This window comes from uncultured Bifidobacterium sp. (genome assembly GCF_949292005.1).
GTDB lineage: Bacteria > Actinomycetota > Actinomycetes > Actinomycetales > Bifidobacteriaceae > Bifidobacterium.
Genome location: NZ_CASEXV010000082.1, coordinates 29,691 through 43,375, shown reverse-complemented (window position 1 = coordinate 43,375; position 13,685 = coordinate 29,691). Strand labels below are relative to the sequence as shown.

At 59.5% G+C, this 13,685-nt stretch carries 15 protein-coding genes; 11 read left to right on the top strand and 4 right to left on the bottom strand.

What is annotated here, in order from left to right:
* Positions 1–298, top strand: a 298-nt coding sequence (locus tag Q1X90_RS06450; RefSeq protein ID WP_300768214.1) for a hypothetical protein, incomplete at its 5' end; no start/stop codon positions are given.
* A 47-nt stretch (positions 299–345) separates the two neighbouring features.
* A complete protein-coding gene (locus Q1X90_RS06445) occupies positions 346–552 on the top strand; it encodes a hypothetical protein (RefSeq protein ID WP_300768212.1) in 207 nt (68 codons plus the stop codon).
* A gap of 185 nt (positions 553–737) precedes the next feature.
* On the opposite strand, the gene Q1X90_RS06440 is transcribed toward Q1X90_RS06445, so the two are convergent.
* Positions 738–1,499 carry a potassium channel family protein gene (locus tag Q1X90_RS06440; RefSeq protein WP_300768209.1) on the bottom strand — a complete coding sequence of 254 codons (762 nt, stop codon included), beginning with the start codon at positions 1,497–1,499 and terminating at the stop codon, positions 738–740.
* A 98-nt stretch (positions 1,500–1,597) separates the two neighbouring features.
* On the opposite strand from Q1X90_RS06440, the gene Q1X90_RS06435 reads away from it, so the two are divergent.
* From Q1X90_RS06435 to Q1X90_RS07485, 4 genes are all read left to right on the top strand, one after another.
* On the top strand, positions 1,598–1,798 hold the full coding sequence (locus Q1X90_RS06435; RefSeq protein WP_300768241.1) for a hypothetical protein: 201 nt from the start codon (positions 1,598–1,600) through the stop codon (positions 1,796–1,798).
* Between the two features lie 31 nt (positions 1,799–1,829).
* On the top strand, positions 1,830–2,027 hold the full coding sequence (locus Q1X90_RS06430; protein WP_300768207.1) for a hypothetical protein: 198 nt from the start codon (positions 1,830–1,832) through the stop codon (positions 2,025–2,027).
* A 51-nt stretch (positions 2,028–2,078) separates the two neighbouring features.
* Positions 2,079–2,309, top strand: coding sequence for a hypothetical protein (locus Q1X90_RS06425; RefSeq protein WP_300768205.1), 231 nt, complete (start codon positions 2,079–2,081; stop codon positions 2,307–2,309).
* A gap of 412 nt (positions 2,310–2,721) precedes the next feature.
* Complete coding sequence (locus Q1X90_RS07485) at positions 2,722–3,852, top strand: DUF1524 domain-containing protein (protein WP_366944469.1); 1,131 nt, start codon at positions 2,722–2,724, stop codon at positions 3,850–3,852.
* Positions 3,853–3,900: 48 nt separating this feature from the next.
* On the opposite strand, the gene Q1X90_RS06410 is transcribed toward Q1X90_RS07485, so the two are convergent.
* The gene (locus Q1X90_RS06410; RefSeq protein WP_300768202.1) at positions 3,901–5,184 is read right to left on the bottom strand and encodes an MFS transporter; all 1,284 of its coding nucleotides are present in this window, start codon (positions 5,182–5,184) and stop codon (positions 3,901–3,903) included.
* A gap of 342 nt (positions 5,185–5,526) precedes the next feature.
* Between Q1X90_RS06410 and Q1X90_RS06405 the strand changes: the two genes are divergently transcribed.
* Genes Q1X90_RS06405 through Q1X90_RS06385 form a run of 5 tightly spaced genes read left to right on the top strand, consistent with a single transcriptional unit; the run spans position 5,527 to position 11,277 of the window.
* On the top strand, positions 5,527–7,155 hold the full coding sequence (locus Q1X90_RS06405) for an ABC transporter substrate-binding protein (protein WP_300768199.1): 1,629 nt from the start codon (positions 5,527–5,529) through the stop codon (positions 7,153–7,155).
* A 21-nt stretch (positions 7,156–7,176) separates the two neighbouring features.
* On the top strand, positions 7,177–7,320 hold the full coding sequence (locus Q1X90_RS06400) for a hypothetical protein (protein WP_300768197.1): 144 nt from the start codon (positions 7,177–7,179) through the stop codon (positions 7,318–7,320).
* A 35-nt stretch (positions 7,321–7,355) separates the two neighbouring features.
* On the top strand, positions 7,356–8,423 hold the full coding sequence (locus tag Q1X90_RS06395; RefSeq protein WP_300768235.1) for an ABC transporter permease: 1,068 nt from the start codon (positions 7,356–7,358) through the stop codon (positions 8,421–8,423).
* Between the two features lie 3 nt (positions 8,424–8,426).
* Positions 8,427–9,536, top strand: coding sequence for an ABC transporter permease (locus tag Q1X90_RS06390; RefSeq protein ID WP_366944468.1), 1,110 nt, complete (start codon positions 8,427–8,429; stop codon positions 9,534–9,536).
* 16 nt (positions 9,537–9,552) lie between these two features.
* Positions 9,553–11,277 (top strand): ABC transporter ATP-binding protein, encoded by a 1,725-nt coding sequence (locus tag Q1X90_RS06385; protein WP_300768232.1) that lies wholly within the window; start codon positions 9,553–9,555, stop codon positions 11,275–11,277.
* Here the strand turns inward: Q1X90_RS06385 and Q1X90_RS06380 are convergent.
* Both Q1X90_RS06380 and Q1X90_RS06375 read right to left on the bottom strand, forming a co-directional pair.
* Positions 11,268–11,795, bottom strand: coding sequence for an NUDIX domain-containing protein (locus Q1X90_RS06380; RefSeq protein ID WP_300768195.1), 528 nt, complete (start codon positions 11,793–11,795; stop codon positions 11,268–11,270). The genes Q1X90_RS06385 and Q1X90_RS06380 overlap by 10 nt on opposite strands.
* Entirely contained in the window at positions 11,792–13,387 is a 1,596-nt protein-coding gene (locus Q1X90_RS06375; RefSeq protein WP_300768194.1) for an aminopeptidase P family protein, read from the bottom strand. The genes Q1X90_RS06380 and Q1X90_RS06375 overlap by 4 nt, the downstream gene beginning before the upstream one ends.
* Positions 13,388–13,685: the final 298 nt, after the last annotated feature.

The following is a 13,685-nucleotide window of genomic DNA, read 5'->3' as shown; positions in this document are numbered from 1 at the left end:
TATTACCATCGGTCATGACCTCAGACCATGGCAGCTCAGATGCGCTTTATGTCACGAACTCATCCACGCGATCCACCGCGATACGGGATGTGCGACCATGCAGGGCATGCGGGCCGAACGCCGGGCCAGACGGGAGACGGCGCTCAGATTGATTGACCCGCTGGAGTATGCGAGCGCGGAAGGCATGTATGAGGGCGGTTCCTATCTCATTGCTTGCGAGTTAGACGTGAAACGGCAAGTCATCGACGACTATCAGATGTTCGTATTGGATGAAGGCAGATACGCCTGGAGCGTCTGAGTGATACTGTTTTCGCGGGCATGGTCGTTCAAGGGGAAGGGGAATCAATGTTCTGCAGTCATCGTGAGGTCATCGTGGCCGGACAGAAGAAAAAGCTGTCGATCGCCAAAGGCGTCGTCGGAGGGATCGTCCTTGGCCCGCTCGGAGCCGTTGCCGGCGGGGCGGGACTCGGCAAGACCCAAACGCAATTCGTATGCACGAAATGCGGCAAGACCTTCAACAAACTTCCCCATGGATCAACCATCGTAGGGTAAAAACACCCGGCCCCGCTTCGGCGGGGCCTTCTCGTCCCCAAACAGGAAAAGCATGGTGCGAGAATCGTTCTCTACCAGGATTCCGGATGGCTCGGAATGAAGGTGGCAGAACGGATCCATGAGGATGGCGATCCGCGAGCGCTGGCGTTGGAGTTGGGTGTGACCTTGCAGGTGCTGTTGGATTATCAGGAGTTGTTGGATGGTGTTTGGGGGTTATCGCCGTGGAAGGTGCTCCCGTCGGTGTCGGAGTAAGCGATGAGGTCTTCGATGTGGCGCAGCCGTTGGTTGAGTTCGTCGACCTGAGCGCGGGTGATGTCCGCGCTCCTTTGCTCCTCGGCGCTCACCTCGTCCACGATCCAGGAGGCCAGCGTGGCGGTGACCACGCCGATGAGCGCGATGCCGGCGAGCATGATGGCGAGTGCTATGACGCGTCCCGTTGGGGTGATGGGGGAGTAGTCGCCGTATCCGACGGTGGTGATGGTTACGACGGTCCACCATAGGGCCTTGGGGTAGGTGGTGATCGTCGCTCCGGGGGCGTGGCGTTCGGCGTCGAGTATGGCAAGGGATCCGATGAGGATGAGCACGAGCACGCTCGACGACACGTACACGGCTATGCGTCCGCGTAACGCCATGCCGCTGGTTCGGTGGAGGGCGTGGAGCGCGGTGAGGATGCGCAGCACCCTCAGGGGACGGATCATGGGCAGCAGGACGACGAGGAGGTCGAACAGATGGTGGGTGAACCATGTCCATCGGTGTTCGGCTAGTGTGAGCGACACGACGTAGTCCAAGGCGAAGACGGCCCACATGACGTTCATGGACACGTCCGCGATCGATGCCGTGTATCCCGTGGGTTCGGCGAGCACCTGCCACGCGTATATGACGATGAACGCGACCGAGAGGATGGTCAACGGCCATTCCGTCCATCTCTCCCAACGTTTGAGCCTCATGGTTGAACCATGCGTCCGACGCGGGACATTCCCCGCTTTGAGACTGTATTAAGCTTTTTCTAAGGTTGTCACGGATGACAACCAGGAAAAGGGGAATCATGAAATTCGGCATACGCACACCAAGCCTGAGACGCTCCATCAGCGCCCGAACCACTGGCAGAGCCAAGAGGGCAATCAAGAAAGCCATCATCCCGGGCTATGGGAGGAAAGGCGTCGGCTGGGTCACGCACCCCAAGAAAGCCCTATACAACAAGGTGTACAGGAAAACCACGTTCAGCTTCTGGGACCTGTTCAAGTAAACACCAAGTAACCACGACCGGGGGATAAACAATGAAGAAGATTGCCGCAATACTCGTCGCCGCCATACTGTCCATCAGCGTCTCGGCATGCTCACAGTCATCCGCGCAGAACGAAGCCTCCGCCTCGGCCTCCACGTCCCGCTCTGCTGCCTCCGCGAGCGCGGCCGCCGAGATCGCCGACGCGCAGAAGGCGCTTGCATCAAAGGTCGAGGATGCTCGGACTCTGTAGGACTCGTCGAAGGACAAGGTCGCGGACGATAAGGCGAGGACCGCTTTGGCGGTGGCCGTGAAGACCGCGCAGGGTGTGGGATCCGCCACCGCAAGCGACTACATGGATCAGGTCACGGCGCTGCAGTCGTCGATGGACGCAGTCGTCGCCAGTGAGCAGAAGAAGACCGAGGACGACGCCGCGGCCGCCCAATCGGATCGCAGCACAAGCATCGTACCCCGTCAGGTATCGCAAACCCGACCACAGTTTTGCGCGCAAAAGTGGCTTCGTTGGAAGCGATAACCATTGATAATGGGTCGTCTAATGGGTCGCCGGTTCCGGCAGTAGCCGGGAGGCATTGGAATTACTGGGGTGTTCGAACATATGTTCGATTCCCGGCAGCTCCACAAGCGGATTGGGGCCACTCCGTGAGGAGTGGCCTTTTTTGTTGGAATCGTCTTCATTGACAGGTGAGGTGGCCGGTGCCACGATGTGTTTGAAACGTCGCGATTGGGATTCCGATGGGGGCCCGCCTGCATGGTGGTCCATCGGCATGATGACGCACTGGTTTTGTCACGCTTCTCGCGGTACTACGATTTTCCTGTGAGGATATCCGGTCTAAGAGAGCCGGGTGCCACGAAGAAGGGGAGGCGCACATGTCACGTGCGCGTAAATTGACGGTGTCGTCCATAAGTCCGCAGCGGTGTCGCTGACCATGATGGTATCGGGCGTTGGCGTTCTGTCCACGCCTGTGGAGAAGGCCGAAGCGGCGCAGGCGGAAACGGCGCTGACTGCGCTGTCAGCCTTGACCGTCAGCGATTCCGCGTCGATGAGCGGGTATTCCCGCTCCCAGTTTGGCGAGGAGTGGGCGGACGTCGACGGCAACGGATATGACACCAGGGACGACATACTCAAAAGGGATTTGACAAAGGTCACCTACGGCGATTCAAAGCATTGCGAAGTGACAAGCGGCACGCTCTCCGATCCCTACACCGGGAAGACGATCAGTTTCCATAGAGGGAAGACTACCTCCACGGCTGTTCAGATCGACCATGTGGTGGCTCTGGGGAACGCCTGGTCTACCGGAGCGCAGTCTTGGAGCGCCACGCAACGCGAGTCGCCGGCCAATGATCCGTTGAACCTGCTGGCCGTCGATGGAGATGCCAACGAGGCGAAGGGGGACAAGGACGCCTCGTCATGGATTCCCAGCGAGACCACATCCGATTGCGCTTATGTTGCCCGTCAGATAACCGTCAAGAAAAAATACTCGTTGTGGGTCACCAGCAGCGAGAAGAGCGCGATGTCGAAGGTCCTCGCCACTTGTCCGAATCAATCGCTGGCCACATCGTCGAGTCTTGACGCGCCGGCGAGCGCGCCGAAGCCGACTCTGACGTATCGCACGCATGTGCAGACCTATGGCTGGCAGGGCTGGGTGAACACGGGGGCCATGTCGGGAACGTCCGGCAAGGCGAAGCGTCTTGAGGCGATCAGCATAAGACTCACCAGCAATCTGGGGTCGGCGTACGACGTGTATTACCGCGTTCACGCACAGCATTTCGGTTGGATGGGCTGGGCAAAGGATGGGGCGGACGCCGGCACGGCGGGTTACGCCTATCGCCTTGAGGCGATTCAGATCACTCTGGTGAGGAAGGGTGGAAGCGCGCCTGGGAGCACATCGAACGCCTTCCGCCAGAAAACGTCGACCGCGAAGAAAGCAACGTCCTCCAAGGCGTCGTCGTCCAAGTCGACATCGACCTCATCATTCAAGAAGGCCAAGTCCAGCAAGGGAGTGGTCCTCACCTGCAAGACATCGGCATCCGACAGCTGGCTTCGGTGGAGGAAGTGAGGCTCCGCGGCCGATCCACTCTTACATCACTCCCGTTGTATAACCGTCCTACCGTCCCACAAGACGTGGTATGTAGCGCATCATCATGAACGCCCCCGCCAATCCGCATAGTCCCATGAGAACAGGGGCCGACCACAGTCCCGCCAGTGCGGTCATGCCGGATATGACCAGTGGTCCGGCGGCGGAGCCGGTGTCGGTGAATACCCTCCATCCCGAGAGGAAGCCGGGCGTGTCATCGGCGGCGTAGCGTGTGGCGAGATCGGAGCCCAATGTCATCACGATGCCGCTTCCCATGCCATTGGCGAGGGATAGCAGTATGGCCACGGTCACGTAACCCCATTCGGCGCTGGCCAGGGGAAGCAGAAGATGGGCGATGCTTAGTCCGGCGAGCACGGGCGCGGCGACCCATCGTCTGCCGAAGCGGTCCATCACCTGACCCGAGGTGTAGAAGAGTGACAGATCGACCGCCCCGGCGATGCCGACGATGATGGCGATCCGGGACTCGGGTATGTTGAGCTGCACCCCCCATAACGGGAGGATCACCTGTCGTGAGGCCCTCAGCATCTGGAGTATTCCCGCCGCGGTTCCCAGCCGGATGAGGATGGGAAGATAGGCGCGGATCGAAGGGCGTTTTTCCTGTTCGACATGCTTTTTCGAATCGCTTTGCGTGGTGGTCGCTCCTGATGGGGAGTCCCGAAGCCCCCGCTCGGATCGGGCGGCCTGCAGGTTCGACGACAACGCCTTCGCGGGGTCGGGCGTGAGACGCAGCAGAAGCAGGACCGCGAGGCACGCGGCGACGTGAATCCAGTAGACATTGTCCGATCCGCTGAAGGCGATGACAGGAGCCGCGATGAACGGTCCGATGAACGCGCCCACGCGCGTCGTTCCTCCCAGAAGCGACATGGCGCGGGCACGGTACCACCAGGGCGTCCATGTCGTGAGGAAGGAGTGCCGTGCAAGGTTGAAGGTGGCGGAGGCCATGCCGATCATGAGGACTCCGATGGAGAGGACCACAAGATTCGTGGCCATTCGGCAGGCGATGGCCGATGCGATGGCTATTACGGCCGCCATGCGCATGGCGAAGGTCTCTCCCCATCGGGACACCGCGTATCCACTGGGAATGTCGCCGAGAACCACGCCGATCATGAGCAGGCCCGATATCAGACCGGCCCCCGCGAGTCCCGCTCCCAAGGCCTTGGCGGTCAGCGGGACGACGGGGATGAGCGCACCCTCGCCGGTGGCGAAAAGGATGGCAGGTATGTAGATCGGCACGAAAAGACGTCGCAAGAACGCCATCTGATCTGATCCGCCGTCTCGATCCCCGCGTGCCATTGGCCTGCGTCCTCCCTCATCCTGTCCCGTGTCCCGGCGTGTGACCGCCGAGATCCTCTCGGGCACATTTTTCCCGCTGCCGTCCCATTGTGGCGGATGGATGGCAGGTCCTTGTTCGGACCATACTCCTGCGCATGCTCGTTCCCTTCTCGGGAGGGGCGCGATTACAGTCGCGATCATACGACTATGCGGGTCGTCATAGCGACGGATGCAGTATGTCCGGTCTGTGAGATACACGATTTTCGTGTGTTGTTTGGCAATATCATCGAAACATTACCTTCATAGGGTTATTTCTTCCGGATAAGGTGTCGGAGAAGCCGGAGAAAATAGAGGGAGAGGGCATTGACATATAGAAGAATCACCGCTGCGGTGGCCGTAGTGGCCGCGGTCGCATCGCTTGCCGCGTGCGGAGGGGTGAAGTCGGGAACCTCGGACAGCGGGTCTTCGACCATCACCATCGGAACAACCGACAAAATCGTCAGTCTGGATCCTGCAGGGTCCTATGACAATGGCTCCTACGCCGTGCAGATACAAGTCTTTCCGTTTCTGTACGCGCAGAACTACAAGACATCCAAGCTCAGCCCCGACATTGCCGCAGATGACGGTACTTGGAACTCCGATGGGACCGAGTTCACAGTTAAGCTTAAGAGTGGTCTGAAGTTCGCCAACGGCGACACTTTGGATTCCGCAGACGTGAAGTTCTCCTTCGACCGCATCAAGAAGATCAACGATGCCAATGGTCCGTCATCCCTGCTCGCGAACATCGAATCGATATCCACGCCTGACGCGTCCACCGTGGTGTTCAAGGATTCCGTTCCCTACGATGTGACGCTCAAGCAGGTGCTGTCAAGCCCTGCCGGACCCATCGTCGACAACGAGGTCTTCTCCGCCACGAAACTGACGGACGCGTCTACCATCGTCAAGAAGAACGCCTTTGCTGGACCATACAAGCTCACCTCGTTCAAGATCAATGAGGCCTTGGCATATGCCAAGAACACGAGCTACAAGGGGTTGACGCCTGCTAAGAACTCTGTGGTGCAGGTGCAGTACTTCGCTGATTCCTCCAATCTCAAGATGGCCGTTGAGGAGGGGCAGGTCGATATAGCCTACCGTTCCCTGACTCCGACGGACATCTCGAATCTGTCGAAGAACTCGAAGGTCAAGGTCGTCAAGGGCCCTGGCGGCGAGGAGAGGATGCTGGCGTTCAACATGAAGCTCCAACCGTATGGCGAGTCGCAGTCGAACGCTGACGCCGCCAAGGCGAAGGCCGTGAGGCAGGCAGTAGCCAACCTCATCGATAGGGAGGAACTTGCCGAGAAGGTGTATAAGGGAACGTATACGCCCATGTACTCCTACATTCCGAATGGCCTTGTCGGTCATAAGAACACGTTCAAGACCACATACGGCGATGGCAAGGGCGGCCCCAGCCTGGCTAAGGCGAAGAAGGTCCTCGCCGACGCAGGCGTAACAACTCCCGTGACCCTTAACATCCAGTACAACGCCGACCACTACGGAGCGTCGTCCGCGGACGAGTACGCGGCGATCAAGTCTCAGCTCGAAGAGGGGGGGCTTTTCTCTGTGAAAATCCAACAGACCGAGTGGACTCAGTACAACAAGGAGCGTGTCGTCACCGACGACTCCGACGGATCATATCCCGTATATCAGCTGGGATGGTTCCCCGACTACTCGGATCCCGACAACTATCTCTCGCCGTTCTTCCGGGACGGGAACTTTGTCAATAACGGCTACAGCAATTCGACGATAAACGACTTGATCGTCAAACAAGCGGGTGAGAAGGACGAGTCGTCACGTAAGACGATTCTGGAGAAGATTCAGGATCTGGAAACCGAGGATCTGTCGACCATTCCACTTCTTCAGGGTTCGCAGATAGCCATCACCGGAACAGATGTCTCGGGTGTGGTGCTAGATGCGTCCTTCCGCTTCCGCTACGCCTCGATCACCAAGTCCTGATTGCGGATGGCGTGAATTCCGATGGCTCTTGAGAGAGCAGGACCGATGCCGCTGGTTTCCTATGGGAGCCGGCGGCGTCGCTCGTCGAGCCTCATCGGGAATTCGAACGACGGGACGTACGTTGGATGGATGATGGTCATCATCATCGAGGAGGATTTGCAGTGACATCAGACATAGCCGTGCAGGACGGTACGGGGTCCATGAAGTCGGATCCACATCCCGGGAAACCTCGGAGGAACAGAATCTCTGGAGGTTTTTTCCGGTTCGTCATAACCCGTTTTCTTCTGATCATCCCCACAGTTTTCATCCTGGTGACCATCGTCTTCTTTGTGATGCGGGCCACGGGCGATCCCATATCCGCGGCGATGGGAGGGCGGCTCACTCCCCAGGAACTGCAGCGAAGAATTCATGCGGCTGGGTATGACAGACCTTTGATCGTGCAGTATCTTGCATATCTGCGTGATCTTCTGCACGGAAATATTGGCACGACGCTTACTGACAACCAGCCCGTCTCATCGATCCTTGTGCACTACGGGGCCGCGACCTTGGAGCTGACGCTGTTGTCGCTCGTTGTCGCGTTGATCGTCGGCATCGGTCTGGGACGTTTGGCCGCACGCCGGCGTGACACCTTGGCCGATGCCTCAATCAGGGTCTTCGCGATTCTGTGCTATGCCACACCGGTGTTCTTCCTCGGGCTTATGCTCAAGCTTATCTTCTCCGTGTGGTTGGGAGTCCTCCCCAGCTCCGGTCGCTCATCGCTGTCGTCTGAGATGCAGTTCTCACGGTTGGTATCGCCCACGGGTCTGTACATCATTGATGCCCTTCAACTGGGCGACATGAAAGTGCTGGGAGATGTTCTGGAGCACGCCATCCTTCCCGCGCTCAGCTTGGGGCTTCTCACCGCCGGGGTGTTCATCCGTCTGGTGAGGACGAACGTCATCTCGACGTACATGTCGGGATACGTGGAGGCAGCTCGATCGCGGGGTGTGTCCGAGGGACGTCTGTTGTCGAAGCACGCTTGGAGGCCGGCCTTAATTCCTATCATCACGGTGATGGGTATGCAGATAGCCATGATGCTTGCCGGGGCCGTCCTTACGGAGACGACGTTCGAGTGGAAGGGTTTGGGATTCATGCTGTCTAACTATCTTAAGGCTAGGGATTTCGTTGCGGTCCAGGGAATCGTGATCCTCATTGCCATCATCGTCTCTGTGGTCAATTTCATCGTGGACGTCATCAGCGCCCTCATCGATCCGAGAGTGAGGTACTGAGCGATGGCAGCAAAGGATTCGACAGTAGGTCCACGGTCCGATGAAAGGATCGAAGCGCTCTCCTCCGCGTCGCGGGGTCCCTCATTCCTCTCTCACATACCTTTCGTCAAATCGCTGCGAATCGCAGTGGGATGGCAGAAGGCGATGCTGATCATGGGACTCGTCATCACTGCGTTCTTCATTCTTGTGGCCGTTTTCGCGCCGTGGATAGCCCCCTATGGGTATGCGCAGATCAAGGGTGCCAACGGCAAGTCGTTCCCCACTCAGTCCGCTCCCGGCGAGGGGCACATCTGGGGAACGACAGTGGGGGGTTTCGACGTGTTCAGCCGCACGGTCTGGGGAGCCAGAACTGCGGTCATCGCCATCATCATCGCGGTTCTTCTGTCCATCTTCGTCGGAGTGTTCTTGGGACTCGTATCGGGGTACTTCGGAGGATGGATCGATCGTGTGCTCGTCGTCGTCGCCGACGCCATCTATTCGTTCCCGTCGCTGCTGCTGGCCATTCTTATGGCGATTATGATCTCCGGAGGCCAGTCGAGTTTGTGGGGTGGGATTCTGGCATCGGGAATCTCCATCACTGTAGTGTACATTCCACAGTATTTTCGCGTGATCCGCTCCGAGGTCGTGCGCATCAAGGAGTCCGCATACATCGAATCGGCCAAGGTCGTCGGTGCCTCCACCTGGAGGATCATGACGAGGCATCTTCTCCGCAACTCGACGCGCACATTGCCCGTGATTCTCACGCTCAACTCCTCGGAGGCAATTCTCACGCTGGCGGGACTGGGCTTCCTAGGCTTCGGCATAGAGCCGACCGCCGCCGCTGAATGGGGATATGACCTTAACCGCTCCGTCGCCGATGTCACGGCCGGAATCTGGTGGACCGCAGTGGCCCCGGGCGTCGCAATCGTTCTCATCGTCCTAGGGATCACTCTGGTGGGCGAGTCGCTCAATGATTTGGCGGACCCGCGTCTTCGCGCGCGTAAATCGGTCGGCGAAGTCGTGGGATCCATCGAGGACACGTCGGTCGAGCCGTCCGTGGACGTCGAGTCGTGTGATGCCGTGGTCGACGTGGATGAAGCTGTCATGGAAAAGGGGGCTCAAGATGGACGATGAACGAAGATCCAGGAGCATGGATTCCTCGGACGGTGTGCGTGCGCTGCCGCAGGATGAGTTGGCGCGAATCGATGGTCTGAGCGTGTCGTTCATGACGGATGCGGGATCCATCAAGGCAATTGACGGAGTGAGTTTCACGGTTCCGCGGCGGTCCGTGGTGGGCGTCGTGGGGGAGTCTGGATCGGGGAAATCGGTTACGGCGAGATCCATTATCAAGCTTCTTCCGGAGACGGCCACCACCTCGGGAGCGATTTACCTATCGGGAAGGGCCGACGATCAGGCGGTGGATGTCCTTTCGCTTAGCGGAGAGGATCTGCGTCGAATGCGCGGGGACAGGGCGGCGATGGTCTTCCAGGAGCCGAATCTTGTGCTCAACCCCGTTTACACCATTGGATGGCAGATCGAGGAGGGGTTGCGTGCCCACGGTTTGAAGGATCGCCATAAGCTGCGTGAGAAGTCCATCGATATACTCCGCAAGGTGGGCATACCCGATCCGCAAACCCGTGTTGATTATTACCCCCATCAGTTTTCGGGAGGGCAGAAGCAGCGGATTGTCATCGCCATGGCGTTGGTTCTCAATCCGGGACTCATTCTGGCTGATGAGCCGACGACGGCGTTGGATGTGACAGTCCAGTCGGAGATCCTCGACCTTCTCAGGCTGGCGCGTGACGAATTCGGCGCGAGTGTTCTGATCATCACGCACAACATGGGGGTAATCGCCGACATAGCCGACCAGGTGGTGGTCATGTACAAGGGGCATGTCGTCGAGCAGGGGGATGTGGACCAGATATTCCACGAACCCCACCATGAGTACACACGGCGATTGTTGGCCGCGGTTCCAAGGATCGGTCAGAAGATCGCGGTGCCCGGACCTGATGGTAAGCGGATCAGCCGAGGAACGAACTGGCGTGACCAGCCGGTCGCGGTTGAGGCGAAAGGTCTTGTGATCACCTATCCGGGACGTCTTATGCAGCCGGATTTCGTGGCGGTCGTTGGCATCGATTTCGTGATACACCGGGGGGAGGTTCTGGGGCTGGTTGGTGAGTCCGGATCAGGAAAATCCACCACAGGTCGGGCCATAGCGGGACTTCAGAGGGTGAGTGGCGGATCTTTGACGGTTCTGGGAAAGGAAATGAACGGTGTGAGGGAGCGTGATTTTCGTCCCATTCGCTCACAGATTGGATTCGTTTTTCAAGATCCCGGCAGCTCCTTTGACCCACTCATGACAATCGCTCAGAATGTCGCCGAACCGTTAATTGTGAACCACCGATTCTCCACTGTTCAGGATGCCCGCAAGGAGGTCGGCAATCTGCTCGAGATGGTCCAGCTTCCGCGGGCATATATGGACAGGTTTCCACACGAGCTCTCTGGCGGTCAACGTCAGCGGGCTTCCCTTGCTAGGGCGCTGGCGCTCAAACCTTCGCTGCTCATCGCCGATGAGCCGACATCCGCGCTTGATGTTTCGGTGCAGGCTAAGGTTCTTGAGCTGTTCACGAAACTTCAGGCAGAAATCGGCTTTGCTTGCCTGTTCATCACTCATGATTTGGCGGTGGTGGACATGCTTGCGGACAGAATCATGGTCATGCACCAGGGGCACATCGTCGAACATGGATATGCGTCAGAGGTGATTGGGCACCCCTCGGATCCGTATACGAAGAAACTGTTGGCATCCCTGCCGATTCCCGATCCGCGGGAGCAACGTCTCCACCGGGAGAAGCTGCACGCGCTGCTTCATTCCTGATTGGCCGTGGTGTCAACGGTGAACAAGGCACGAGCGTCCCCGTCCTGTTGGTTGCGAATAAAGCGCCGAATGTCCTCCATTCGCGTGGTTGTGCTGCGCGACAGTGGCTGTGGAAGCTCGTTGCGGTCGAACCACCCCACGTCGAGGCTCTCGTCATCTCCCACGCGCGCATCATGCCTGCCTCCGGGGGCGGCATGACACTGGAAGGTCAGATCCAGATATCGCGTGATGTCGCCGTTGGGATACACGACGGGCGTCGAGGACGAGGACACCGATGCCAGCGCGTCCACGACCACATCGACGCCGGTCTCCTCCGCGACTTCGCGGATCACCGTGTCCGCGGGATTCTCTCCGGGCTCGACAATCCCCGAAACCAAGGCCCATTCTGCGGTGTCCGAACGTCTTCCGAGAAGAACGTGTCCCGTCTCGTCCTCCACATACGCAGTGACGCCGGACAGCCATAGAGGACGGTGTCCGATGTAAGCGCGGAGTTCCGTGATGAAGGTGGGGGTGGTCATCTGGCGCCCGCCGCACGCGTGGCCATCCACGCCTCGACGTCGTCGATCTCCTTGGGGATTCCCGCGGAGATCCATTCGGGGCCGTTGTCCGTCATCAGGACATCGTCCTCGATCCTGATGCCGATCCCCCGCATCTCGGGCGGAAGAAGAAGATCGTTCTGCGCAAAGTACAATCCCGGTTCGATGGTGAACACCATGCCCGGACGAATCTCGGCGTCCTGGTAGGACTCGTATCGGGCCTGCGCACAGTCGTGGACGTCGAGTCCCAGATGATGGGCCACGCCGCAGGCCAACCACCGGCGATGCTGCTGTCCGGCCGGGGAGAGCGACTCCTCCACGTCCACATGGAGGATGCCCCAATCATGCAGCCGTTGGGCGATCACCCGCATGCAGGCGTGATGGATGTCGGAATACGTCGCTCCGGGGCGCGCCGCCTCGAATCCCGCCTGCTGCGAGTCGAGAACGGCCTGGTAGAGCCTGCGCTGCAATGGACTGAAATGGCCGCCGACGGGGAAGGTGCGGGTGATGTCCGCAGTGTAGAGGCTGTCGACCTCCACGCCGGCGTCGATGAGAAGCATCTCGCCCTCGCCCACGACTCCTGTGTTGCGCATCCAGTGCAGGATCGGCGCATGCGCACCCGAGGCGATGATGGTGTCGTATCCCACGGCGTTGCCCTCCTCACGTGCGACGGAATTGAAGGCGCCCTCAAGCATCCTCTCCGACCGCGGCTTGCCGACGGACTCGGGGAGGCGGGACAGAATGCTGTCGAAACCATCCTTTGTGGCGTCCACCGCACGACGGATCTCAGTCACCTCATACGAATCCTTCACCATGCGCTGTTCGGAGGCGAACTCCTGGAATTTGTCGTCATGGGCTGAATTGCCATCGCGGTCGGGGAATCCGTTGGACGTCCGAAGACCGTCGACCATGACGTCGATGGACTGGTCGACGCCGGGAATGACACGCACGTGGACGGCTCCGGCAGCCGCGCCGACATCCTTGCCCAGGGCATCGGGGAGCTGCGCGATGTCATGCGTTTCGATGCCAGTCATAGCCGCGAGCTCCTTGAGGCCTGCGCGCGGCCCCACCCAATACTCGCCGTAATGGGCGTCACGATAGTAGTCCTCGGTGCTGTTGTCGGCCCGGGGTGCCACGAAAAGCTCGGGAACATGGGTTTTCCCCTCCGCCGCGCGGGGATCCGATGGATCCAGCGGGTTGAGGATGAGAACCGCACCGGCCTCGAAATCCTGTCCGAGACCGGTGTAGTAGGTGAAAGCGCTGTCGGGACGGAACGCGTAGTCGCAGTCGTTGTTGCGGACCTTCGGCTGTCCCGCGGGGATCACCAGCCGTTCTCCGGGGAAACGCCGTCCCAGCTCCTCAAGGCGGGCCGGAGTGTAGGCGCTGGATGGCAGGGGCGTGACATCCGGCTCGTTGTTGTCCCAGCCGGTGGTCATGAACTCCTTGAAGATCTGGCTGTTGGGGCGCAGGGACCGGTTGTTGACCCTGTCGGACATGGGCTGGTCCGCTCCCGGCGCGGATGCGCTCTCCTCCGTCTCATAACGCTTGTCCTGCTCGGTGATGATCTCGCCCATCACGGTCCTTTCCCATGGTCCTTTGCGTGCTCACGCGTGTTCCGCGCCACACCGCTCTGCGTTCCGGGGGCGCGCGGGCCGTCCAATCGTCGCTCCGCCACGACCCCGTCTCTCAGCGGCCTATGGTAGTCGCGCTTCGCGGGTGACATGTTGCCTCAGCGCTCAAAACGTCCAAACGAACGCGCTTCCGCCGGGAGTTTCCGTGGATTGGGAATTTTCGTAGAATGGCGCGGACATAGAATGGCACGGAGGAACAGGCACGACATCCGGTTCGGATATGTCCGGGCACGGAATGAGG